Origin of the sequence: Streptomyces sp. A5-4 (genome assembly GCF_051131715.1) — a bacterium.
GTDB lineage: Bacteria > Actinomycetota > Actinomycetes > Streptomycetales > Streptomycetaceae > Streptomyces.
In genome coordinates this window covers 6233912-6254718 of record NZ_CP178591.1, presented here as the reverse complement: position 1 = coordinate 6254718, position 20807 = coordinate 6233912, and the positions used below count along the sequence as shown (strand labels likewise).

21 protein-coding genes, 1 pseudogene and 2 riboswitches are annotated in these 20807 nt (G+C 70.8%); of the genes and pseudogenes, 5 read left to right on the top strand and 17 right to left on the bottom strand.

The window, feature by feature from the left end; genetic code table 11:
* Window positions 1-16 precede the first annotated feature (16 nt).
* On the bottom strand, window positions 17-556 hold the full coding sequence (locus ACLLJJ_RS29415) for a TIGR00730 family Rossman fold protein (protein WP_434596923.1): 540 nt from the start codon (window positions 554-556) through the stop codon (window positions 17-19).
* Window positions 557-639: 83 nt separating this feature from the next.
* Here ACLLJJ_RS29415 and ACLLJJ_RS29410 point away from each other — a divergent pair, with 83 nt between their 5' ends.
* Window positions 640-1419, top strand: coding sequence for an alpha/beta fold hydrolase (locus tag ACLLJJ_RS29410; RefSeq protein WP_434596922.1), 780 nt, complete (start codon window positions 640-642; stop codon window positions 1417-1419).
* A 54-nt stretch (window positions 1420-1473) separates the two neighbouring features.
* On the opposite strand, the gene mnmA is transcribed toward ACLLJJ_RS29410, so the two are convergent.
* A complete protein-coding gene (mnmA, locus tag ACLLJJ_RS29405) occupies window positions 1474-2598 on the bottom strand; it encodes a tRNA 2-thiouridine(34) synthase MnmA (RefSeq protein ID WP_434596920.1) in 1125 nt (374 codons plus the stop codon).
* A gap of 53 nt (window positions 2599-2651) precedes the next feature.
* Between mnmA and ACLLJJ_RS29400 the strand changes: the two genes are divergently transcribed.
* On the top strand, window positions 2652-3338 hold the full coding sequence (locus tag ACLLJJ_RS29400; RefSeq protein WP_434596918.1) for an N-acetylmuramoyl-L-alanine amidase: 687 nt from the start codon (window positions 2652-2654) through the stop codon (window positions 3336-3338).
* Between the two features lie 24 nt (window positions 3339-3362).
* Here ACLLJJ_RS29400 and ACLLJJ_RS29395 read toward each other — a convergent pair whose 3' ends face one another.
* The 3 genes from ACLLJJ_RS29395 to ACLLJJ_RS29385 all read right to left on the bottom strand — a co-directional run bounded on the left by ACLLJJ_RS29395 (window position 3363) and on the right by ACLLJJ_RS29385 (window position 5048).
* Window positions 3363-4532: a cysteine desulfurase family protein gene (locus tag ACLLJJ_RS29395; protein ID WP_434596916.1), complete on the bottom strand. Its 1170-nt coding sequence runs from the start codon at window positions 4530-4532 to the stop codon at window positions 3363-3365.
* 64 nt (window positions 4533-4596) lie between these two features.
* Window positions 4597-4869: a DUF4190 domain-containing protein gene (locus tag ACLLJJ_RS29390; protein WP_434600556.1), complete on the bottom strand. Its 273-nt coding sequence runs from the start codon at window positions 4867-4869 to the stop codon at window positions 4597-4599.
* Window positions 4870-4883: 14 nt separating this feature from the next.
* Window positions 4884-5048, bottom strand: a complete 165-nt coding sequence (locus ACLLJJ_RS29385; protein WP_434596914.1) for a hypothetical protein — start codon at window positions 5046-5048, stop codon at window positions 4884-4886.
* Between the two features lie 92 nt (window positions 5049-5140).
* On the opposite strand from ACLLJJ_RS29385, the gene ACLLJJ_RS29380 reads away from it, so the two are divergent.
* Window positions 5141-5767, top strand: coding sequence for a TetR family transcriptional regulator (locus tag ACLLJJ_RS29380; RefSeq protein ID WP_434596912.1), 627 nt, complete (start codon window positions 5141-5143; stop codon window positions 5765-5767).
* A 383-nt stretch (window positions 5768-6150) separates the two neighbouring features.
* Here the strand turns inward: ACLLJJ_RS29380 and ACLLJJ_RS29375 are convergent.
* From ACLLJJ_RS29375 to ACLLJJ_RS29325, 11 genes and pseudogenes are all read right to left on the bottom strand, one after another.
* Window positions 6151-7104, bottom strand: a pseudogene (locus ACLLJJ_RS29375) (helix-turn-helix transcriptional regulator); the annotation flags it as partial.
* 99 nt (window positions 7105-7203) lie between these two features.
* Window positions 7204-7431 carry a DUF2382 domain-containing protein gene (locus ACLLJJ_RS29370; RefSeq protein WP_434596910.1) on the bottom strand — a complete coding sequence of 76 codons (228 nt, stop codon included), beginning with the start codon at window positions 7429-7431 and terminating at the stop codon, window positions 7204-7206.
* Window positions 7432-8268, bottom strand: coding sequence for a thioesterase family protein (locus tag ACLLJJ_RS29365; protein ID WP_434596908.1), 837 nt, complete (start codon window positions 8266-8268; stop codon window positions 7432-7434).
* Between the two features lie 26 nt (window positions 8269-8294).
* Window positions 8295-8969, bottom strand: coding sequence for a trimeric intracellular cation channel family protein (locus ACLLJJ_RS29360; protein WP_434596906.1), 675 nt, complete (start codon window positions 8967-8969; stop codon window positions 8295-8297).
* 18 nt (window positions 8970-8987) lie between these two features.
* Window positions 8988-10190 (bottom strand): ABC transporter ATP-binding protein, encoded by a 1203-nt coding sequence (locus tag ACLLJJ_RS29355; protein ID WP_434596905.1) that lies wholly within the window; start codon window positions 10188-10190, stop codon window positions 8988-8990.
* A 65-nt stretch (window positions 10191-10255) separates the two neighbouring features.
* Window positions 10256-11392: an ABC transporter ATP-binding protein gene (locus ACLLJJ_RS29350; RefSeq protein ID WP_434596903.1), complete on the bottom strand. Its 1137-nt coding sequence runs from the start codon at window positions 11390-11392 to the stop codon at window positions 10256-10258.
* Complete coding sequence (locus tag ACLLJJ_RS29345; protein ID WP_434596901.1) at window positions 11389-12387, bottom strand: ABC transporter permease; 999 nt, start codon at window positions 12385-12387, stop codon at window positions 11389-11391. Before ACLLJJ_RS29345 ends, ACLLJJ_RS29350 begins: the two co-directional genes overlap by 4 nt.
* 130 nt (window positions 12388-12517) lie before the next feature.
* Window positions 12518-14287, bottom strand: coding sequence for an ABC transporter substrate-binding protein (locus tag ACLLJJ_RS29340; RefSeq protein WP_434596899.1), 1770 nt, complete (start codon window positions 14285-14287; stop codon window positions 12518-12520).
* A 152-nt stretch (window positions 14288-14439) separates the two neighbouring features.
* Complete coding sequence (locus ACLLJJ_RS29335; RefSeq protein ID WP_434596897.1) at window positions 14440-15444, bottom strand: ABC transporter permease; 1005 nt, start codon at window positions 15442-15444, stop codon at window positions 14440-14442.
* 358 nt (window positions 15445-15802) lie between these two features.
* Entirely contained in the window at window positions 15803-16591 is a 789-nt protein-coding gene (locus ACLLJJ_RS29330) for an enhanced serine sensitivity protein SseB C-terminal domain-containing protein (RefSeq protein WP_434596895.1), read from the bottom strand.
* 179 nt (window positions 16592-16770) lie between these two features.
* On the bottom strand, window positions 16771-17556 hold the full coding sequence (locus ACLLJJ_RS29325; protein ID WP_434596893.1) for an enhanced serine sensitivity protein SseB: 786 nt from the start codon (window positions 17554-17556) through the stop codon (window positions 16771-16773).
* Window positions 17557-17781: 225 nt separating this feature from the next.
* On the opposite strand from ACLLJJ_RS29325, the gene ACLLJJ_RS29320 reads away from it, so the two are divergent.
* A complete protein-coding gene (locus ACLLJJ_RS29320; protein WP_434596891.1) occupies window positions 17782-18399 on the top strand; it encodes a hypothetical protein in 618 nt (205 codons plus the stop codon).
* Between the two features lie 140 nt (window positions 18400-18539).
* Here the strand turns inward: ACLLJJ_RS29320 and ACLLJJ_RS29315 are convergent, their stop codons facing one another.
* Window positions 18540-19220 (bottom strand): AAA family ATPase, encoded by a 681-nt coding sequence (locus ACLLJJ_RS29315; RefSeq protein WP_434596889.1) that lies wholly within the window; start codon window positions 19218-19220, stop codon window positions 18540-18542.
* Window positions 19221-19388: 168 nt separating this feature from the next.
* A riboswitch (glycine riboswitch) is annotated at window positions 19389-19498 on the top strand.
* A riboswitch (glycine riboswitch) is annotated at window positions 19499-19612 on the top strand.
* Between the two features lie 36 nt (window positions 19613-19648).
* Here ACLLJJ_RS29315 and gcvT point away from each other — a divergent pair.
* Window positions 19649-20764: a glycine cleavage system aminomethyltransferase GcvT gene (gene gcvT / locus ACLLJJ_RS29310; protein ID WP_434596887.1), complete on the top strand. Its 1116-nt coding sequence runs from the start codon at window positions 19649-19651 to the stop codon at window positions 20762-20764.
* Window positions 20765-20807: the final 43 nt, after the last annotated feature.

Sequence of the window (20807 nt, the reverse complement as noted above, 5' to 3'; positions counted from 1 at the left end):
ACGGGCCATGCTCGCATCACAGCACGCCCGCGGACTCCTCAAGGTACGCCAGCGCCGAGACACCGTCCTCCGCGAAGAACACCAGGTCGGTGAGGGGCACCGGTAGGAAGCCCTCCGCCTCCATCCGCTGGAGCTGCTGCTTGAGGCCGTCGTAGAAGCCCGCGGCGTTGAGCAGCACCACCGGCTTGCTGTGCAGACCGTGCTTCTTGAGCTCCAGGATTTCGGTGGCCTCGTCCAGCGTGCCGGTGCCGCCGACCATGATGACGATCGCCTCGGACCGGGAGAGCAGCAGTGCTTTGCGCTCGGCGAGGTCCTTGGCGACGATCATTTCGTCGGCGTTCTTGCGGGCCTTGCCGGACAGGAAGTCCACCGATACCCCGACCAGGCGCCCGCCCGACTCCTGTACTCCGTCCGCGACGACCTTCATCAGGCCGCTCTCGGATCCGCCCCACACCAGCGTGTGGCCGCCCTTGCCGAGGAGTTCGGCGAATTCGCGGGCGGGCCGGGTGTAGCGCTCGTCGAGGTCGGCGGCGGAGAGGAAGACGCAGATGTTCATCCCCCCACGTTACGACCGAAGTTCCGGGAAAGTTTTTTGCCGGACACCGATGAGTTCCCGCGCGCCGCCCGGTCCCCATCGGTATGAGCAAAGTGATTTCGCGTGACGGCACCCCCATCGCCTTCGAGCGCAGGGGCGAAGGGGCGCCGTTGGTCCTGGTGGGCGGTACCTTCAGCACCGGTTCCTCGGAGGCACCACTGGCGGCGTTGCTCGCGCCGCGCTTCTCTGTCGTCACCTACGACCGGCGTGGCCGCGGGGCGAGTGGGGACACATGTCCCTACGCGGTCGCGCGTGAGGTGGAGGATCTCGCGGCCCTCGTCGACGAGGAGCGCGGGCCCGTTTCGGTGTACGGCATGTCGTCGGGCGCCGCGCTGGCCCTGGAGGCGGCGGCCAGCGGGGTGCCGATGGACCGACTCGCCCTGTACGAGCCGCCCTTCACGGTCGTCGACGACCAGGACCGGGCGGCCAAGGCGCGGTACTCGGCGCGGCTCGCGGCTCTGCTGTCGGCAGGGGACCACGAGGGCGCCGTCGACCTGTTCATGACGCTGGTCGGGATGCCCGCCGAGGTGCGCGCGCAGGTGCGCAAGGCACCGATGTGGCCGGAGCTGGTGGCGATGGCGCACACCCTGGCCCACGACGACGCGGTCATGGGCGACGGCACGGTCCCGGTGGAGCGTCTGGGATCCGTGCGGCCGCCGGTCCTGGTCGTCGAAGGCGGGGCGAGCCCCCAGGCGATGCGGGAGGCCGCCAGGAGGGTCGCGAAGTCGGTACGCCGCGGCCGGCACCGCACGCTCACGGGCCAGGTCCACGACGTGGCGCCGCAGGTGCTGGCGCCGGTGCTGCGGGAGTTCTTCGCGGCTTAGAAGGTGCCGGGCCGGTCTCCGTGGCGGCCCGGCCGGGCCGGGCCGCCGACGCGATCAGACGGAGGCCTTCGCCGCCCGGCTCGTCGTGGCGATCGTCGCCGAGCCGACCACACGCGTGCCGTCGTACAGCACGATCGCCTGGCCGGGCGCGACGCCGCGCACCGGCTCGTCGAAGCTGACGTGCAGCTCGCCGTCGACCAGCTCCGCGCTGACCGGGGTCTCGTCGCCGTGCGCCCGCAGCTGCGCCGTGTACCGGCCGGCGCCGGCCGGGGCCGCGGCGCACCAGCGGGGCTTGATGGCGGTCAGCGCGCCGACGTCGAGGGCCTCCACGGGGCCCACCGTCACCGTGTTGTTCACCGGGGAGATGTCCAGGACGTAGCGCGGCTTGCCGTCGGCCGCCGGGTGGCCGATGCGCAGGCCCTTGCGCTGGCCGATGGTGAAGCCGAAGGCGCCGTCGTGCGAGCCGATCGTGGTGCCCGTCTCGTCGACGATGTCGCCCTGCGCCTTGCCGCCGAGGCGGTCGGCGAGGAACCCCTGGGTGTCGCCGTCGGCGATGAAGCAGATGTCGTGGCTGTCGGGCTTCTTCGCGACCGCGAGGCCGCGGCGCTCGGCCTCCGCGCGGATCTCGCCCTTGGTGGTGAGGGTGTCGCCGAGCGGGAACATCGCGTGCGCGAGCTGCTTCTCGTCGAGGACCCCGAGCACGTAACTCTGGTCCTTGGCCATGTCGCTCGCGCGGTGCAGCTCACGGGCGCCGTCGTTGTTGAGGACGACTGTCGCGTAGTGGCCGGTGGCCACCGCGTCGAAGCCGAGCGCCAGTGCCTTGTCGAGCAGCGCGGCGAACTTGATCTTCTCGTTGCAGCGCAGGCACGGGTTCGGCGTGCGGCCCGCCTCGTACTCGGCCACGAAGTCGTCGACGACGTCCTCGCGGAAGCGCTCGGCGAGGTCCCAGACATAGAACGGGATGCCGATGACATCGGCGGCCCGGCGCGCGTCGCGCGAGTCCTCGATGGTGCAGCAGCCGCGCGCGCCGGTGCGAAACGACTGCGGATTGGCGGACAGGGCGAGATGGACGCCGGTCACGTCGTGCCCGGCCTCGGCGGCTCGGGCGGCGGCGACGGCGGAGTCGACTCCGCCGGACATGGCGGCGAGGACACGGAGGGGGCGCGGGGTCTCAGTCATAGCTCCTCAAGGGTAGACGGAACCAAGGACAGCTCCGCAGGCGTTATCCGCTCATGGAACAGATCAGCAGACGCGCCTTGCTCATCGGGGGTGGCGCGGTCGTCGTGGGTGGGACGGCCGTGGTGTTCGGGGACGAGCTGTCCCGGCTGTGGTGGAGCGCGCCCGGGGTCCACAAGCCGCGCGCGGAGGGCGCGGTCGACCACGTGGGGGCCCAGTGGGTGGCCGCGTCCTCCGGGAATCTCCGGACGGCCGACAGGCCGGACGACTTCGACATCGACCGGATCGTGATCCATACCACTGAGGGAAGTTACGCCACGGCGCTGCGGATCTTCCGCGACCCGGGGCACCAGGCCGCCGCGCACTACGTCGTGCGGGCCAAGGACGGGCACATCACGCAGATGGCCCGGGAGCTGGACGTGGCGTACCACGCGGGAAACCGGTCGTACAACGAGCGCAGTGTCGGCATCGAGCACGAGGCGTTCGTCGCGCGGCCCGAGACCCTCACGGACGTGATGTACCGGTCGTCGGCCGAGCTGGCCGCCGGGATATGCCTGCGCTACGACATACCGGTCGACCGCGAGCACATCGTCGGGCACGTCGAGGTGCCGGGCACCGACCACACCGACCCGGGGCCGCACTGGAACTGGGACCGCTACCTCAAGCTCGTACGCGGTGAACTGGCGAAGCAGGAGCGTGCCGAGGCCGGGAAGGGAAGCGGGAAGGACAGCGGGAAGGCCTGATCCTGCGCCGGGAACCCCCGGCGGTCAGACGAGCCCCGCCGTGCGGGCCCGCCGCACCGCCGGGCCGATCGCCTGCGCGACCGCGGCCACGTCCGCCTCGGTCGAGGTGTGCCCCAGCGAGAAGCGCAGGGTGCCGCGGGCCAGGTCGGGGGCGGCCCCGGTGGCGAGCAGCACATGGCTGGGCTGGGCGACCCCGGCCGTGCAGGCGGATCCCGTCGAGCACTCGATGCCCTGCGCGTCGAGCAGCAGGAGCAGCGAGTCGCCCTCGCAGCCGGGGAAGGTGAAGTGGGCGTTGGCGGGGAGCCGGCCGCCGGGGGCCGGGTCGCCGCCGAGGATCGCCTCGGGGACGGCCGCGCGCACCGCCTCGACCAGGGTGTCGCGCAGCCCGCCGATCTCGTCGGCGAAGCGCTCGCGCCGCTCGGTGGCCAGCCGGCCCGCCACCGCGAAGGAGGCGATGGCGGGGACGTCCAGGGTGCCGGAGCGTACGTGCCGCTCCTGGCCGCCGCCGTGCAGGACGGGGACGGGGGTGTACTCCCGGCCCAGGAGGAGCGCGCCGATGCCGTAAGGGCCGCCGATCTTGTGCCCGGAGACGGTCATCGCGGCCAGCCCGGAGGCGGCGAAGTCGACCGGGAGCTGACCGACGGCCTGCACCGCGTCGGCGTGCAGCGGTACGTCGAACTCGCGCGCCACATCCGCCAGTTCACGGACGGGCATGACGGTGCCGATCTCGTTGTTGGCCCACATGACGGTGGCCAGGGCGACGTCGGAGGGGTCGCGCTCGATGGCCTCGCGCAGCGCCTCGGGGTGCACCCGCCCGTAGGAGTCGACCGGCAGGTACTCGACGGTGGCGCCCTCGTGCTCACCGAGCCAGTCCACGGCGTCCAGGACGGCGTGGTGCTCGACGGGGCTGGCCAGTACCCGCACTCTGCGCGGGTCGGCGTCGCGCCGGGCCCAGTACAGGCCCTTGACGGCGAGGTTGTCGGCCTCGGTGCCGCCCGCGGTGAAGACCACCTCGCTGGGGCGCGCGCCGAGGGCCTCCGCGAGCATCTCGCGGGCCTCCTCGGCGCTGCGGCGCGCCCGGCGGCCGGCTGCGTGCAGGGACGACGCGTTGCCGGTGACGGTGAGCTGGGCAGTCAACGCCAGAGCCGCCTCAGGGAGCATCGGGGTGGTCGCGGCGTGGTCGAGGTAAGCCATGGTGGGCTCGATTCTACGAGTCCATGGCGCGGGGGTTCGCCCCGCCCGCCGCGGGAGGGACCGTTCAGCCGCCGAGGCTCCACGACACGGTGCCGTCGGCGGACATCACGGCGGCGAGCACAACCAGGTCGGCGACGCCGAGACCGAGGCCCAGCAGGGCGCGTCCGCGGCGCCCGGTGCCGCGCCACAGGGCCAGGCCGGCCAGGGCGATGGCGGCGGGGCCCAGGAAGATGTTCATCACGAGAAGTCCGACGAGGCCGAGCACGAACGAGGCGACGGCCATGCCGTCGGCGTCCCGGGTGCCGGTGAGGCGTCGGGGGGACGCGGTGAGTTCCATGGTCCGCACGGCGGTCAGCTCCTTCGGGTCGAGCGGCGCCCGTGACGCTCACGGGCGGTGAACACGAGCAGCCAGCCGCAGATGGCCGCGGCGGCGGCGAGGGTCACCGGAAGCGGAATGTGGGCCACCGGTCCCAGCACGGCCCCCAGCAGAAGCAGGGCGACCACGAGGATGATCATGGGGAGCCTCTCTCAGAGTCGGGAGTACGACTGTTAACTGACTCCTCAGTCTAGTATTCCCATAAACAGAGAACGGTTGTTTACTGAATGTCATGAGTCACATCGTCGGCGCCCGCCAGGCGCAGAAGCAGAAGACCCGCCGGTCCCTGATGGACGCGGCGCTGGTCCTGCTCGAACACCAGAGCCTCAGCAGCCTCGGTCTGCGCGAGGTGACCCGGGCCGTCGGAGTGGCCCCCACCGCGTTCTACCGGCACTTCAGAGACACCGCCGACCTCGGCGTCGCGTTGGTCGAGGAGGCTCTGGGCAGCCTGCACGGGATGATCCGCGCGGCGCTAGAAGCGACCGGTGACAGCGAGGAGCGCATCGACAGCACCGTCGGCCTCATCGCCCGCCATGTGCACGCCTACCCCGCCCATGTTCGTTTCATCGCCCGCGAGCGGCACGGCGGTGTCGAGCCGGTGCGCACGGCGATCGGCGAGCAACTGCGGCTCTTCGTCGAGGAGGTGACGGCCTCCCTGGCCGCGGCGCCCGGCTTCGCGGGCTGGAGCGAGGACGATCTGCGGATGCTGGCGCAGGTGTACGTCGACCACATGGTGATGACGGCCTCCTCGTTCCTGGAGGCGGAAGAGGGCGGCGTGCGGCAGACAGAGGCCGCCGCCTCACTGGCCCGCCGCCAGCTGCGCCTGGTCAGCCTCGGCCGCCGCCACTGGCTCGACTGACCCGCTCGAAGTCCCGGGACCGGCCCGCCTCAGCGGCCCCCGTCACCGGCCGGCCCGCCCCAGCCATGGCCACCCGCGTCCGCGGGACAGCCCCAGCGGTGACCGCCGGCCGCCGGGCCGCCCCAGCCGTCCTCGTCACCACCGGCCGGCCCAACCCAGCCGCCCCACCCGCCGCCGACCGGACCGGCCCCGGGGTCCCACCCGTCACCGGCGCCGTACGCATCGCCACCGCCGCCGCCCTCGCCGTACGCATCGCCGCCCGCACCGCCGAACTCCGGCCCCGCCCCGCCGCCGTACACACCATCGCCCTCCCCCTCGCCGCCCCCGGGGGCATACGCGTCGTCACCGGCCCCGCCCGGGCCCCCGGCACCCTCACCGCCCCCGTACAGCCTCACGACCGCCTCCGCCGCGCGCGCCAGCTCCTCCCGCAGCTTGGGCGGGGACAGCACCTCCACGTTGGCCCCGAAGCCCAGCAGCAGCGCACGCGCCTCCGGCACCGACCCGAAGGCCAGCTCGACGCCCGCCCACTCCCCCGCCCCCTCCAGCACGGGCTCCGCCACCAGGTGCGCCGCCTGGACCCGTACGAACAGCTCCAGGCGTGACAGGCGCACCCGGCCCCGCACCCGCACCCCGGCGGCGCGTTCCTCCACCCGGCGCCGCAGCGTCTCCCACACGTCGGCCAGCTCCACCCCGGCCCGCCGCTCGGCCGCCGCGTCGGTGAGCGTGGCCTCGCGCACCCGGTCGGCGCGGAAGAGCCGGGGCAGCGCCTCGTGGTCCGCGACGAGGTACCAGACGCCCGCCTTAACCACGAGCCCATACGGATCGACCGTGTACGTCCGCACCTCGTCCGCGCCGCTGTGCCGGTAGCGCAGCAGCAGCCGGCGGTCCGTGAAGACCGCCGCGTGCAACTGGGCCAGGTCGACCGCGGGCTGTGGCGCGCTCAGCCAGCGCACCGGGTCGATCAGGATGCGCCGGCTCGTCAGTTCGGCGGCGGGCCGGTGCGGTTCGGGCAGTGCGACCAGCACCTTGCGCATCGCGGAGCCGAGCGCCTCATCGAGCCCGAGTGCGGCGTGCACCCCCTGCGCGGCCAGCACGAACAGGGCCCGCGACTCGTCGCCGGTCAGCCCCGTCACATCGGTACGGAAGCCGGGCAGCAGCGCGATCCCGCCGTGCCGCCCGCGCTCCGCGTACACCGGGACGCCCGAGGCGGACAGCGACTCGACGTCGCGGTAGATGGTGCGCACGGACACTTCGAGCCGCTCGGCGAGGTCGGCGGCGGCGACCAGACCGCGGGTCTGGAGCAGCAGCAGGATCGAGAGCAGCCGGTCTGATTTCACGGCGCCATCCTCCGCGAAAATCCGGCGGCGGCGGCAAGACGCTGCCGCCGAGGCGGAATTCCGTCCTGGCGGCGGCGGGTGTGGCAGGTGAGGCCGGGGTCAGTGGCCGGGGCCGCGCTTGCCGCCGCGGCCCTCCTTGCCCGGTCGCTCGTCGGTGTCGTACTGGATCTCTTCCTTGCGGACGTCCTCGGAGACTTCCCGCTCCTCGGTGACCTTGTCGGTCTCCAGGCGCACACGCTCGACGCCGACGGTCTCCTTTCGGACGACGGGGCGCTCGGCGCTCGGCGTGCAGGAGCGGCCGTGCGCTCCGGTCCTCCCCGCGCCCACTCAGCCGCGCGGCGCCCGCGCCAACTGCCGTGACTGGGCGACGAGACGGTCCGCGCTGTCCCAGACCTCCGCGTCCTCCTCCAGGAAGCCGCCCGCGAGGTTGCGGGTGGTGATGGAGACGCGCAGCGGGCCCGGTGCCGGGCGGCAGCGGATGTGGGTGGTGAGCTCGATGGTCGGCGTCCAGCCCTTGAGGCCCAGCTCGAAGGAGGTCGGCGGCAGGGCGTCGACGGTGAGCAGCAGCGAGAGCGGGTCGGCGTCGCGGCCGTCGGCGAGGCCGAACCAGCCGCGCATCTCGCCCTTGCCCGAGGGTGCGCCGACCGCCCAGCCGATGGTGGCCGGGTCCAGCCTGATGTCGAGCCGCTCGGTGATCGCCGAGCTGCCTGGTATGACGGCGGGGCCGTCGCCGGTGCCCAGGCACTGCCCGTACGGCGGCAGGCGGGGCGGCTCGGCCGTCGTCCGTACGTCGTCGGGCAGGGCGTCCAGGTCGCCGTAGGAGGCCAGCACCCGGATCCTCTCGACCTCGGCGCCGTCGTCGCCGTACTGGAAGAGTGAGGCCTGGCCGGTGGAGAGGGTGCGTCCGGAGCGGACCACCTCGGTACGGACGACCGCCTTGCCCGGCACGGACGGCGTGAGGTAGTGCGCCGAGACCGTGAACGGGTCGGAGTGCGGCAGGGCGTCGCCGAGGGCGCGGCCGAGCAGCGCGAGGAGGTAGCCGCCGTTGACCGCGTGGATGATCGTCCAGCCCGCGGAGAGCTCCGCGTCGTAGACGCCCGGTGAGCGCGGGGAAACGGCGGTGTCGCGGTCGAACTCGCTGTCCCCGATGGATGCCTGTGCCATGGAACGCAGGCTACACCGCGCCCCTACTAAGCGGTAGCTTTTTCTTGCTCCTCGGCCTTCGCCGACGACCGGTTCCAGGCGCGCGGGGCCCGCCAGTGGTAGTGCAGCGCGAGCAGCCGCAGAGCGAAGGCGGTGATCACGGCAAGCCCGCTGGTCGCCGCGTTGAGCATGTCGAAGCGGATGCACAGCGCGGCCATCGCGGCCCCGACGATCGCCGGGACGGCGTACAGGTCGCGGTCCCAGCGCAGCAGCGAGGGCACTTCGTTGGCGAGTACGTCACGCAGTACACCACCGCCGACCGCGGTCGCCAGACCCAGCGCGGCGGACGCGGTGAGGCCGAGCCCGTAGTCGTACGCCTTGGTGGTGCCGGTGACGCAGAACAGCCCGAGCCCCGCCGCGTCGAAGGCCTGGACCGAGCCCTGGATGCGTTCCACCTCGGGATGCAGGAAGAAGACCAGGGCCGCCGCGATGAGCGGGGTGGTGAAGTACCCGAGATCGGTGAAGGCCGCCGGCGGGACGGCCCCGATGATCAGGTCGCGGAACAGCCCTCCGCCCAGCGCCGTGACCTCTGCGAGTACCGCGATGCCGAAGACGTCAAAGTTCTTGCGCACGGCGAGCAGTGCGCCGGAGATCGCGAAGACGAAGATCCCGACGATGTCGAGGGCGTGCTGGACGGAGGGCGTGAAGAATTCGTGGAACACCGGCTCAGTGTGCCGCCTCTACTCCTTGCCGATGTCCTTCGTGCTCCCGGGCGGCGTCGCGTCGCCCTCGGTGGCCGGGGTGGCAGGAGCCGCGGCCGGAGCCTCGGCGTCCCCCTCCGGGGCCTCCGCGTTCACGGTCGCCGCAGGCGTCGCGTCGACCAGCACGACCGCCTCGCGCGCGGTCTCCAGAATCGTGGACTCCGGCACCTGGTCGGGCGCGTTCTCCGGGTGGTGGCAGGCCACCTGGTGACCGGTCTTCAGCGCCACCAGCGGCGGCTCCGTGGTCTTGCACACCTCGGTCGCCTTCCAGCACCGGGTGTGGAACCGGCAGCCCGAGGGCGGCGAGATCGGCGAGGGCACGTCGCCCGTGAGCAGAATGCGCTCACGTTTGCCCTTGCTGCGCGGGTCCGGCACCGGGACGGCGGACAGCAGCGCCTTGGAGTACGGGTGCATCGGCGACTCGTACAGCGCCTTGCGGTCCGCGATCTCCACGATCTTGCCGAGATACATCACCGCGATGCGGTCCGAGACATGCCGGATGACCGACAGGTCGTGCGCGATGATCACATAGGTCAGGCCCATCTCCTGCTGGAGGTCGTCCAGCAGGTTCACGACCTGCGCCTGGATGGACACGTCGAGTGCCGAGACCGGCTCGTCCGCCACGACGAGCTTGGGCTTGAGCGCAAGCGCGCGGGCGATGCCGATGCGCTGGCGCTGGCCGCCGGAGAACTCGTGCGGATAGCGGTTGTAGTGCTCGGGGTTGAGCCCGACGCGGTCCAGGAGTGCCTGGACCTCCTTCTTCACACCGCCGGTGGGCTCGATGCCCTGGAGTCTGAACGGCGCGCTGATGATCGTGCCGACCGTGTGGCGCGGGTTCAGCGAGGAGTACGGGTCCTGGAAGATCATCTGTACGTCGCGACGCAGCGGACGCATCTTCGCGGTGCCCAGGTGGGTGATGTCCTGGCCCTCGAACTCGATCTTCCCGCTGGTCGGTTCGAGCAGCCGGGTGATCAGCCGGCCCATCGTCGACTTGCCGCAGCCCGACTCACCGACGATGCCGAGGGTCTCCCCGGGGCGTACGTCGAAGTCGAGTCCGTCGACGGCCTGGACGGCGCCGACCTGGCGCTGGAGAAGCCCCTTCTTGATGGGGAAGTGCTTCACCAGCCCGCTCACCCTGAGCAGCGGCTCAGGCGACGAGGCGGCCTTCTCCGGATTGGGCATCGCTGGATCCTTGGGGTCTTTTCCGGCCGGGGGTCCGGGGGTGGTCCCCCGGGAAGACGCAGTGCTCACAGCTTGGGCGCAATCTCTTCGGTCCAGATCCGCGTCCGGTCCTCCGCCGACATGTGGCAGGCGGAGTGGTGCCGCTTGCCCTCCTGTCCGGCCAGTACCGTGAGCTCGGGCCGCTCGGTGCGGGTGACCCCGCCCTTGGGCACGTCCGCGTAGGGGCAGCGCGGGTGGAAGGCGCAGCCGCTCGGGATGTTGATCAGACTGGGCGGCGAGCCCTTGACCGGGATGAGGCGGTCGGTCTGGTCCCGGTCGATGCGCGGCATCGAGCCGAGCAGGCCCCAGGTGTACGGGTGTTGGGGCTCGTAGAAGACCTTCTCCGCCGGGCCGCGCTCCACGCACCGGCCGCCGTACATCACCAGGATGTCGTCGGACAGCTCGGCGACGACACCCAAGTCGTGGGTGATGATGATGACCGCCGAGCCGAACTCCTTCTGCAGGTCCCGGATCAGGTCCAGGATCTGCGCCTGGACGGTGACGTCCAGGGCGGTCGTCGGCTCGTCGGCGATGAGCAGCTCGGGGTTGTTGACCAGCGCCATCGCGATCATCGCGCGCTGGCGCATGCCGCCGGAGAACTCGTGCGGATAGCCGTCGAAGCGCTTGTCGGGCTGCGGAATGCCGACCCGGTCGAGCAGTTCGATGGCGCGCCGCTTGGCGGCCTTCTTGTCGACCTTGTTGTGGATGCGGTACGCCTCCACGATCTGGTAACCGATCGTGTAGTACGGGTGCAGCGCCGACAGCGGGTCCTGGAAGATCATCGAGATTTCCCGGCCGCGCAGCTTGCGTACGTCGTCCGGGTCGGCGGTGAGCAGTTCCTTGCCGTCCAGCCAGATCTCGCCGGAGATCTGCGCCTTGCGCCGGCCGTACTGGCCGACGGTGTGCAGGCCCATGATGCCGAGCGAGGTCACCGACTTGCCGGAGCCGGACTCGCCCACGATGCCGAGGGTCTTGCCCTTCTCCAGCTGGAACGAGAGGCCGTCCACCGACTTGACGAGACCGTCGTCGGTGGGGAAGTGCACCTTCAGGTCCCGCACTTCGAGGAAGGAGGTGGGGGCGGGAGAGCCGACCGCGGCGGGCTCGCCGAGCGCGGTGCCCGTCACAGCGAGATCTGCGGGGGCGGGCTTGTTGAGATCGGTCATCCGAGCCTCACTCGCGGGTCGATGACGGCGTACAGAAGGTCCACGACGAGGCTGGCCAGGACGATGAACAGCGCGGCCACCAGCGTGACTCCGAGGATCACCGGCAGGTCCTTCTGGCTGATCGCGTCGACCGCGAGCCGCCCGAGTCCCGGCAGGTTGTACGTGGTCTCGGTGAGGATCGCGCCACCGAGCAGCGCACCCAGGTCAAGGCCCAGCAGGGTCAGGATCGGGGTCCAGGTGGAACGCATCGCGTGCCGTCTGATGACGACCGGTTCTCGTAGGCCCTTGGCGCGGGCGGTACGGATGTAGTCCTCGCCCATGATCTCCAGCATGGTGGCCCGCGTGAGGCGGGCGTACATCGCCGCGTACAGGAAGGCGAGGGTGATCCAGGGCAGGATCAGGCTCTGGAACCACTGGGCGGGATCGTCGCCCAGCGACTTGAACTCACCGCTGATCCAGTCCAGCTGGTAGCTGAAGATGGCCAGCGAGAGCAGACCGGTGAAGTAGATGGGAAGCGAGACGCCGGCCAGGGCGATGGTCATGGCCGCGCGGTCCCACAGGCTGCCCCGCTTGAGCGCGGACACCACGCCGGTGGCGACACCGCCCACCAGCCACAGGATGCACGCGCCCGCTGCGAGCGAGAGTGTGACCGGGATGGCCTCGGTGAGCTGGGGCCATACGGCCTGCTCGGTACGGAAGGAGTAGCCGAAGCACGGTGCGGGGCACTGCGTGACATCCGGGCCGTTGGCATACTCCCGCCCGGCGAACAGTCCCTGGACGAAGTGCCAGAACTGCACCATGACCGGATCGGCGAGCCCCAGCTTCTGCCGGATGCCCTCGATGGCCGCGGGGTCCGACTGCTTGCCGACGAACAGGAGCGCGGGGTCGGACCCGGCCCATTTCGGGAGTACGAAGAAGATGGCAAAGGTCGTCAGCGTGACGACCAGCAGCATCATGGCGACGGCGAACAAGCGCCGGATGACGTAAGAAAGCACTGTGCGCGGCCCGGCGACGGCCCGGAAGCCCCCGGATTACGGGGGTCCCGGACCGCCGCCCGCGGCCATCACCTGCCCTTCGGGACTGGCGGGTTGGGCGATGGTGGGGGTGACTCGTCTGTGCTGGGTGCTACTTGACGACGCCGAGCGAGGCGAAGTCGTAACGGCCGTTGTAGGCCGCGGAGGAGTAGGCGTTCGTCAGACGCGAGCTGCGCCAGGTGAAGTTCTTCTCGTAGATGAACGGCATCTGGACGGCGAGGTCCGAGGTGGCGTGGTTGATCTTCTTGTAGATCTCACCGGCGGCGCCGGGGTCGGTCTCCTTGAGAGCGTCGTCGAAGAGACCGTTGATCTTCGGGTCGTTCGTCTCGGAGACGTTGTAGTTGCCGTTCGGCTCGATGAAGCGACCATCGATCAGCGGCTGCGAGAAGCCCTGGCCGGTCGGGAAGTCGGGGCCCCAGCCGGTCATGACCAGGCCGTAGCCGCGCTTCTTCACGACGGCGGGGGAACCGGTGATGCTGGAGGACTCGGCGCCGTCGATCGGGTCGACCTCGGCCTTGATGCCGACGGCCTTCAGCGACTCCTGGAGCGCCTCGGCGACCTGGACCTCGCCCGGGTTGTTGCTACGGGCGCTGATCACGGTCGAGAAGCCGGCGGGCTTGCCGCACTTCTTGAGCGCGTCCTTGGCCTTGGCCACGTCCGGCTTGCCCTTGCGGGCGAGGATGCCGTACGGGTCGTAGTCGTCCGAGCCCTTGATGGACTTGGGCAGCATGTTGGTCGCGATCTCGCCACCGGCCTGCGGGCCGCCGCGGACGTCCTGCATCGACTTGTAGTCGGCCGCGTACAGGACCGCCTTGCGGCAGTCGACCTTGTCGAACGGCGCGACCTTGGTGGCGATGTCGACGTACCGGATGAAGCTGGTCTCGATGTTGTCGAGGTTGCCCTTGTGCTGCTTGAGCGCCTCGGTACGGCCCGACTGGGACATGCCCGTGCCGTTCATGTCGACGTCGTACTCGCCCTTGATGAGGAGCTTGTCGATCGCCTCGATGTTGGTGTTGATCGTGACCGTGATCTTGTCCGGCAGAGCGGCGCGGATCGAGTCCGAGGCCTTCGACCACTTCGGGTTGCGGACGAGGACGGCGCCCTTCTTGGGCGTGTACGACTCGAACTTGTACGGGCCCGAGGAGAACGGCTTCAGCGGGTACTTGGCGCCGGTGTCCTTCTCGCGCTTCACCGGGGAGCCGGTCGGCATCGCGAGCATCTGCTCGAAGTCACCGTTGGCCTTGGCGAGGTTGAAGATGATCGTCTTGTCGTCGGGCGTCTCGATCGCCTTCAGGCCGAGCTTGTCCGCGGACTTGTCCTTGTACGGGCCCTTGTACGTCTCCTTGGGGTCGAGCGCCTGGCGCAGGTAGCCGGGGCCGCCGGAGATGACGTCCTGGGCCCAGATGCGCTCGATGCCGTACTTGACGTCCTTGGAGGTGATCGGCGAGCCGTCCTCCCAGGTGACGCCGTCACGCAGCGTGTACTCGTAGCGCTTGCCGTCCTCGGAGATCTTGCCGTTGGCGGTCGCGAGGTCGGGGACCAGTTCGGCGCTCGCGTCGCCCGGCTTGGGCGCGTAGCTGATGAGCTGACGCGCGTAGTAGCGGGAGAAGTCCCACGCGAAGCCGTAGTACTGGCGCTGCGGGTCGGTCGAGTCGAAGTCCTGCTTACCGATGAACTTCAGCGTGCCGCCCTTCTTGGCGGACTTGGCAGCGACGCTCTTGGTTCCGGCGTTGAAGCCGGCACCCTCGCTGCTGTCGCTGTCGGACCCGCCGCCACCGCAGGCCGCGGTGGACATCAGGGCTGCAACGACAACCGCCGCGCCGGCGACACGCCTGCTCTTCGACGAACGTAGGGGTTTCATGCTTCTGCAACCTCCGGATTGGCGAGGTCCTTGGCCTGGGGCCGGGGAACCATCGGGGAGCCGCCTGACAGTTGTGACAGGGGCACGTTCAGTGGTGTACGGCCCGTCGAGCACGGCCGGACCGGCGCCGACGGACGGCGCCGCGGGCGTTCTCAGCGGGTCCCCTTGGGGTCGAGCGCATCGCGGACGCCATCGCCGAAGAGGTTGAAGGCGAGCACGGTCACGAAGATCGCGACACCGGGGATGATCATGAACATCGGATCGGTCTCGTACGTATCCACGGACTTGTCGAGCATCTGACCCCAGGACGAGGTCGGCGGCTTGACTCCGGCCCCGAGGAAGCTGAGCGCCGCCTCGGTGAGGATGTTCGTGGGGATCATCAGCGTCGTGTAGACGGTGATGGGCGCGACCAGGTTCGGGAGCAGCTCCTTGAAGAGCACGTAACGCCGTCCCGCGCCCAGGCTCCGCGCCGCCTCGATGTACTCCTTCTCGCGCAAGGACAGTGTCTGACCTCGCACGATTCGTCCCACATAGGGCCAGCCGAAGAAGCCGATCACCGAGATCAGGATGGCGATGCGCACCCCGCTGCCGGTCAGCCCGAGCAGGTCGTTCGGCAGCACCGAGACCAGCGAGATGATGAAGAGCAGCTGCGGGAAGGCCAGCAGCATGTCCATCACGCGGCTGATGACCATGTCGACCCAGCCGCCGAAGTAGCCGGCGATGATGCCGAACACGGTGCCGAGCAACACGGCCACCAGGGCCGCGAGGAACGCCACGAGCAGCGAGATCCGGGCGCCGTAGACGACCCGGCTGAAGACGTCGCGTCCGTTGCCGGGCTCGACACCCAGGAGGAACTCGGAGCTCATGCCGCCGAAGGCCGCCTTGGGGGTGCCGAACAGCGGGTCGATCTCGTCCTGGTGGAACTGCTCCGGCGGGTGCCCGAAGAGATCGACGATCAGCGGAGCGAAGATCGCGACCAGGACCAGGAAGACGACAATGACTCCGCCGGCCAGCGCGAGCTTGTCACGCTTGAGCCGGTTCCAAGCGATCTGGCGCAGTGAGCGGCCTTCGACCGATTTGGTCATGACATCAGTCGCGGCATCGACGGTAGCGACCGCATCCGTCTTCGCGGTCGTGTCGGGCAATGGTGCCGTCATCGTGTCTGGGACCCCTCTCGGCCGGCGGTGACCAGCCCTAACCGGCCGCTGTAGCGGCTTGGTTCACATCACAGGTGCAGATTGCGCAGGTGGTGCGGGTGTTTCAGGTGATCCTGTGTGGGGCACGGTGGCAATTGCACACGTATCCCGCACAGGACCGACTGCTTCTATTGCGGGGAGTCTTCAACGCCTTCGCGATCACCCGCCAGACCTGACGGACAATGGATGCGCAACCGTGATGCGGCCCGGGGCTTTCCGTTATGCGGACGCGGCGCTCGGCTGAGCGGATCAGAACCGGCCTTTACCACTAGACCGGGCATGACACCCAACAGCCGTTATGCGCGGCTTTATTGGGCTATCAGTAAGCGCGCGGTGCGGGGTAGCCGTAGCCCGACGCGGGGGCCTGCGGCGAGAGCGGGGCGTGCGCCTCACGGTCGTAGAACGGGCGGGTGTTGGCGCGCAGCCACATGGCGACCGGGTCGTGGTCGTCCGCCATCGCGACGGTGGACACGGGCAGCCCCTCCGGGACCACACCGATGGACTGCTGCATCATCGTGCGCACCGCGTCGACCGACTGCTGGCTCGTGTCGTAGAGATCGAGCCCGATGGCCAGATACGGCGCACCGAGCGCGGGCTGCACCCAGCCGCGGCGCAACGAGCGGACCGCGGGCGTACGGTGGGCGTTCTGCGTGAGCTGCGCGTAGAACTGCGGGATCTCGATGGCCGGCTCGGACAGCCGCAGCGGCCCTGCGGGCATGCGCTCAAGACCGCTCGCGATGCGCCGCAGATCGAGCCACGGGATGCCGACACCGCCGCCCGGAGCGTGCGGATTGAGCCAGATCCCCCAGCGGTCGGGGAAGAGCACGCGGGCGATGTCGCGCCCCGTGACGACGTCGTACGCCCGGCTCCAGCCGCTGGCGGCGAGCTCCTGGGCGGAGGTTACGCACGGCGCGTAGCCGAGGCCGTCGACCTCCATGTTTCCGTACTGCGCGTCGGGCGAGCCGGCCTGTCCGTGCCAGAGCAGCATCCAGACCTGACCGTCCGCGAGGGCGCGCAGCAGCGCCTCGTACGCGTCGTACCTCCCGGGCGTCACCTGGCGCAGCATGTGCTCGACCTGCCCGGCCGCCGCAGTGCCTGACGCGCTCACCCTGGGTCCCGCCCCTCTTCGATCCACCGTTCGGCCAACCGCCCCCGTGTGGCGGGGCCATCAAACCAGCTTAAACGGCCGTCCTGACACCGACTTGACGCAGGAGGCGGACGCGCGGGCAGGGCACGCCCGCAACCTCGGGGGCGCCGGAAGCCCGCGCGCCACTGCCCCCGAGGCCGTCAGTGCTCCTGCCGGTGCTCGCGCACGTAGAAGGGCCGCACCTTCTCCAGCATCCAGTCGCCGACCGGGTCCTGTGCGACGTCCAGCAGGACGAGGTTGACCGCCCAGGGCAGCTGAACCCGGCCGAGCGCCCGGCCCAGCGCGTCCATCGGGGCGTTGCGGTCGGCGCCCTCCCACGAGGAGAGCTGTACGCCGATGAAGAGCGTCGGCGAGTCGCCCTCGATGCTGGCGAGCGCGCGGCGGGCGGTGACCACCACGCCGCTCTCCTCGAACTCGCCCGCCGCGGCGGCCAGGAAGTCGACCGGCTCCTGCTGCCAGTCCGGCTCGAAGAGGCGGACCCGACCGCCGCTCGCCGGCCCGTCCAGCGGGGAGCGGCCGGCCCGGCAGAGCTCGGCGACGGCGGGCGGCGGCAGCGGCATGCCGACCGCGCCGTCCGGGTTCACCACGATGCCGAGCTGCGGCGGGAGGCCGCGGGCGAACTCGCGGGCGGGCGCGACGGTGAAGGCCATGTGGGGCCCGGCGGACTGCCTGAGCTGCTGCTCGGAGCTGAAGACGGGGACGTAGGGGGCGCCGCCGATGTCCATCGTGGGCAGGTCGAGGTCACGGCTCTGCGGGCCGCCGCCCGCCGGCAGTGGCACCCAAACCTGACTGCGGCCCAGCACTTCGACGAGCCGGGCGCCCGCCGCGGGATTGCCCATCGAGGCGGCGAGCACCTCTTCGAGTTCATTGCCGGGCCATCCGCCGCCCCCGTGCGGATGCGGATGCGCCTGCGCCGGAAATTCCATCTCCACCCCTGCCGACAGCCGTGCTCACGACGGCCGCGCTCGTTGCGGCCGTGCTCGTTTCTGCGCGAGAACCCTAGCCCGCCGGGTCGGCACGCCATCCCTCACCAACCGTCTGACACGTTTGGTAGCCATCCAGTTGCGGAGTGTGCCGGGCGCTCGGAGGGTGGCACCAACGCGTCCTCGGACGTGAACACCGCACCCCCCACAGCGAAAAGGATTTCTCGCATGGCACTCAACCGGCCTGCCACCTTCCTGATCACCTCCGCTCTCTGTGGCGCCGTCACCATAGGCTTCGCCGGTCCGTCCGCCGCGGCAGCCGTGCAGGACCGATCCGCCGAGTCCACCGTGGCGAGCAACGCCGCACCGGACCCGGCGGCGCTGCTGGCGCAGGCGGACGTACTGTCCAAGCTGGGTCTCGTGGGCCCCCTCGGCGACCTCCTCAAGGAGGCTCTCGCCGCGAAGCCCGACCCGGCCAAGGTCAAGGAGCTCGCGGAGAAGGTGACCAAAGCGATCACCGGGGCGGCGCCCGCGGCCCCGGCCGCACCCGGCGTGCCGGCCGTTCCGGGGCTGGGTGGCTCGTCGGCCGACCGCGCCGCGGCGGCCGACCCGGTCGCCGACGCGCTGAAGGCGCTCCAGGCGAAGGTGACCGAGTTGGTGGCGGCTGTCACGGCAGGCGACCCGGCCAAGATCCTGGCCGCGGTCACCGGGACGGTCACCGCGGTGATCCCGCTGATCCTGGGTCTGCTGACGAAGCTGCCCCTGCCCCTGCCGGTGCCGCTGCCGGCGGTGCCGGCGGTGCCGACGCTGCCGGCGCCGGGCGTACCGGCTCTTCCCGCGGTCTAGCGACCACGGGCGCCCGTGCGACGGCGGGACCCGGTCCGCGTGCCCGATGCGGCCCGGGTCCCGTCGCGCTGTCCGGTCGCGCCGTCCGGTCGCCGGAGTCGGGCCGCCGTTCGGAGAGGCCCGACCGCCGCTCGGACCAACTACGCGAAGTCGATGGCCGTCAGCGCGGTCGCCGCCGCCCGGTCGAGCAGTACGGCCGAGGCGCACCCGGCCGGCAGCGTGCCGCCCTCCGCGTCGCGCACCAGCCGCGCCACGGCCCGGCGGTGGCGCGCGAAGGCGTAACCCGAGACACCACGGCCACGCTCCTGCTGCCCGGCCCGCGCCACCTCGGGCGTGACGTCGAGCAGTAACAGGTGCAGCGCCGCGCCTCTGCGCCGGGCGTCGCGCGACAGCCAGCCCCGCACCCATGCGAGCGTGCCGCAGTCGTGCACGACGACGCTCTCGCCGGAGCGCAGGGCGCGCCGCAGACCGGCGTAGTGCGCGACGCGGACGAGGGGGCGGTAGAGCGCGTACGGCAGGAGGCGCGGCATCCGGCGCTCCCATCGCTCGCGCACATCCTGCGAGTCGATGCGGCGGGCAGCCGCCGCGCGCCGGATCAGGGTGCTTTTGCCGCTGCCCGGCAGTCCGGAGACGACCACCACGTCCCCCGCCGCGAAGACCAGGCTCCCTGGGCTGCGGCCGGCACGCCCGCGCAGATCACGGACGGTGAACACGGGCCGACGGGCCGTCTCCCCGGCCGGCGCGGCCTGCTGTGCGGGCACCACGTCGCGCGCGACCCCCGCGCTCGTCGCGTAATACGCACCAGGCTGCTGCACCGTCATCGCACTCCCCCATGTCGGGTCCCCCACCCTTGCCCAAGAAGTGTAAAGAAAAGGTAATGCGCCACAAGCCATTTGCGGATGCGGCCGGGTGAGGTCCGCTTCGGCCCGCCCGACCCGCTTCCCCGCGATGCGTGCAATGATGTGCCCGCCAACTCCATAACGGCCGCTTGAATCCGCGCGGGAGAGTCCGGAGCACCCAGTTCGTCTGGTGCCGCTCAGGACGCCGAAGGAGCAAGTTCCTCCCTTGAATCTCTCAGGCCCCGAACCGCGCGGGCGAGGCAGATCTGAAAAGCGAGCCGCCTTCGTGGCGGCTCCACCCAAGGTGCAAGTCATGACCACACTTACGTGCGGTCGTGGTGAACCTCTCAGGTTCCGATGACAGATGGGGAGGATGTGTCCTCGCCTGTCATGCCCTGGGAGCCCCACACATGAGCAATGTCCCCCGTCTCACCGCCCTCGACGCGCTGCATCGCTCGCTGGGCGCGACCATGACCGACTTCGCGGGCTGGGACATGCCGCTGCGGTACGGCAGTGAGCGCGACGAGCACCTCGCCGTACGCACGTACGCCGGTCTCTTCGACCTCTCCCACATGGGCGAGATCACCGTCACAGGCCCGCAGGCCGCCGCCCTGCTGAACCACGCGCTGGTCGGCAACATCGGCACGGTCGGCCTCGGCCGCGCCCGCTACACCATGATCTGCCAGGAGGACGGCGGGATCCTGGACGACCTGATCGTCTACCGGCTGGCCGACACCGAGTACATGGTCGTCGCCAACGCGGGAAACGCCCAGGTGGTGCTCGACGCCCTGACCGCCCGCGCCGCCGGCTTCGAGGCCGACGTACGTGACGACCGTGACGCGTACGCGCTGATCGCCGTTCAGGGCCCGGAGTCCCCCGGCGTCCTGAAGTCCCTGACCGACGCCGATCTGGACGGGCTGAAGTACTACGCGGGCCTGCCCGGCACCGTCGCGGGCGTCCCGGCGCTCATCGCGCGCACCGGTTACACCGGCGAGGACGGCTTCGAGCTGTTCGTCGATCCGCGGCACGCCGAGGAGCTGTGGCTGGCGCTGACCGAGGCCGGCGCCCCCGTCGGCCTCGTCCCCTGCGGCCTGTCCTGCCGCGACACGCTGCGGCTGGAAGCGGGCATGCCGCTGTACGGGCACGAGCTGACCACCGCGCTGACGCCGTTCGACGCGGGTCTGGGCCGGGTCGTGAAGTTCGAGAAGGAGGGCGACTTCGTCGGCCGCGCCGCTCTTGAGGCCGCCGCCGAGCGGGCCGAGACCGCACCGCCGCGCAAGCTCGTCGGCCTGATCGCCGAGGGCCGCCGGGTGCCGCGCGCCGGGTACCAGGTCGTCGCGGACGGCAAGGTCATCGGCGAGGTCACCTCGGGCGCCCCGTCCCCGACGCTGGGCAGGCCGATCGCCATCGCGTACGTCGATCCGGCGCACGCCGCGCCCGGCACGCCCGGGGTCGGTGTGGACATCCGCGGCGCGCACGAGCCCTACGAGGTCGTCGCGCTGCCGTTCTACAAGCGCCAGAAGTAGACCGCCGGTCCAAGACGCGCGTCTCACCCAGCAAGACCACCGT

Coding starts and splice junctions, on each gene's coding strand:
- ACLLJJ_RS29415 (WP_434596923.1), bottom strand. CDS start 556: ATGAACATCTGCGTCTTCCTCTCCGCCGCCGACCTCGACGAGCGCTAC.
- ACLLJJ_RS29410 (WP_434596922.1), top strand. CDS start 640: ATGAGCAAAGTGATTTCGCGTGACGGCACCCCCATCGCCTTCGAGCGC.
- mnmA (WP_434596920.1), bottom strand. CDS start 2,598: ATGACTGAGACCCCGCGCCCCCTCCGTGTCCTCGCCGCCATGTCCGGC.
- ACLLJJ_RS29400 (WP_434596918.1), top strand. CDS start 2,652: ATGGAACAGATCAGCAGACGCGCCTTGCTCATCGGGGGTGGCGCGGTC.
- ACLLJJ_RS29395 (WP_434596916.1), bottom strand. CDS start 4,532: ATGGCTTACCTCGACCACGCCGCGACCACCCCGATGCTCCCTGAGGCG.
- ACLLJJ_RS29390 (WP_434600556.1), bottom strand. CDS start 4,869: ATGGAACTCACCGCGTCCCCCCGACGCCTCACCGGCACCCGGGACGCC.
- ACLLJJ_RS29385 (WP_434596914.1), bottom strand. CDS start 5,048: ATGATCATCCTCGTGGTCGCCCTGCTTCTGCTGGGGGCCGTGCTGGGA.
- ACLLJJ_RS29380 (WP_434596912.1), top strand. CDS start 5,141: ATGAGTCACATCGTCGGCGCCCGCCAGGCGCAGAAGCAGAAGACCCGC.
- ACLLJJ_RS29365 (WP_434596908.1), bottom strand. CDS start 8,268: ATGGCACAGGCATCCATCGGGGACAGCGAGTTCGACCGCGACACCGCC.
- ACLLJJ_RS29355 (WP_434596905.1), bottom strand. CDS start 10,190: ATGCCCAATCCGGAGAAGGCCGCCTCGTCGCCTGAGCCGCTGCTCAGG.
- ACLLJJ_RS29350 (WP_434596903.1), bottom strand. CDS start 11,392: ATGACCGATCTCAACAAGCCCGCCCCCGCAGATCTCGCTGTGACGGGC.
- ACLLJJ_RS29340 (WP_434596899.1), bottom strand. CDS start 14,287: ATGAAACCCCTACGTTCGTCGAAGAGCAGGCGTGTCGCCGGCGCGGCG.
- ACLLJJ_RS29335 (WP_434596897.1), bottom strand. CDS start 15,444: ATGACGGCACCATTGCCCGACACGACCGCGAAGACGGATGCGGTCGCT.
- ACLLJJ_RS29325 (WP_434596893.1), bottom strand. CDS start 17,556: ATGGAATTTCCGGCGCAGGCGCATCCGCATCCGCACGGGGGCGGCGGA.
- ACLLJJ_RS29320 (WP_434596891.1), top strand. CDS start 17,782: ATGGCACTCAACCGGCCTGCCACCTTCCTGATCACCTCCGCTCTCTGT.
- ACLLJJ_RS29315 (WP_434596889.1), bottom strand. CDS start 19,220: ATGACGGTGCAGCAGCCTGGTGCGTATTACGCGACGAGCGCGGGGGTC.
- gcvT (WP_434596887.1), top strand. CDS start 19,649: ATGAGCAATGTCCCCCGTCTCACCGCCCTCGACGCGCTGCATCGCTCG.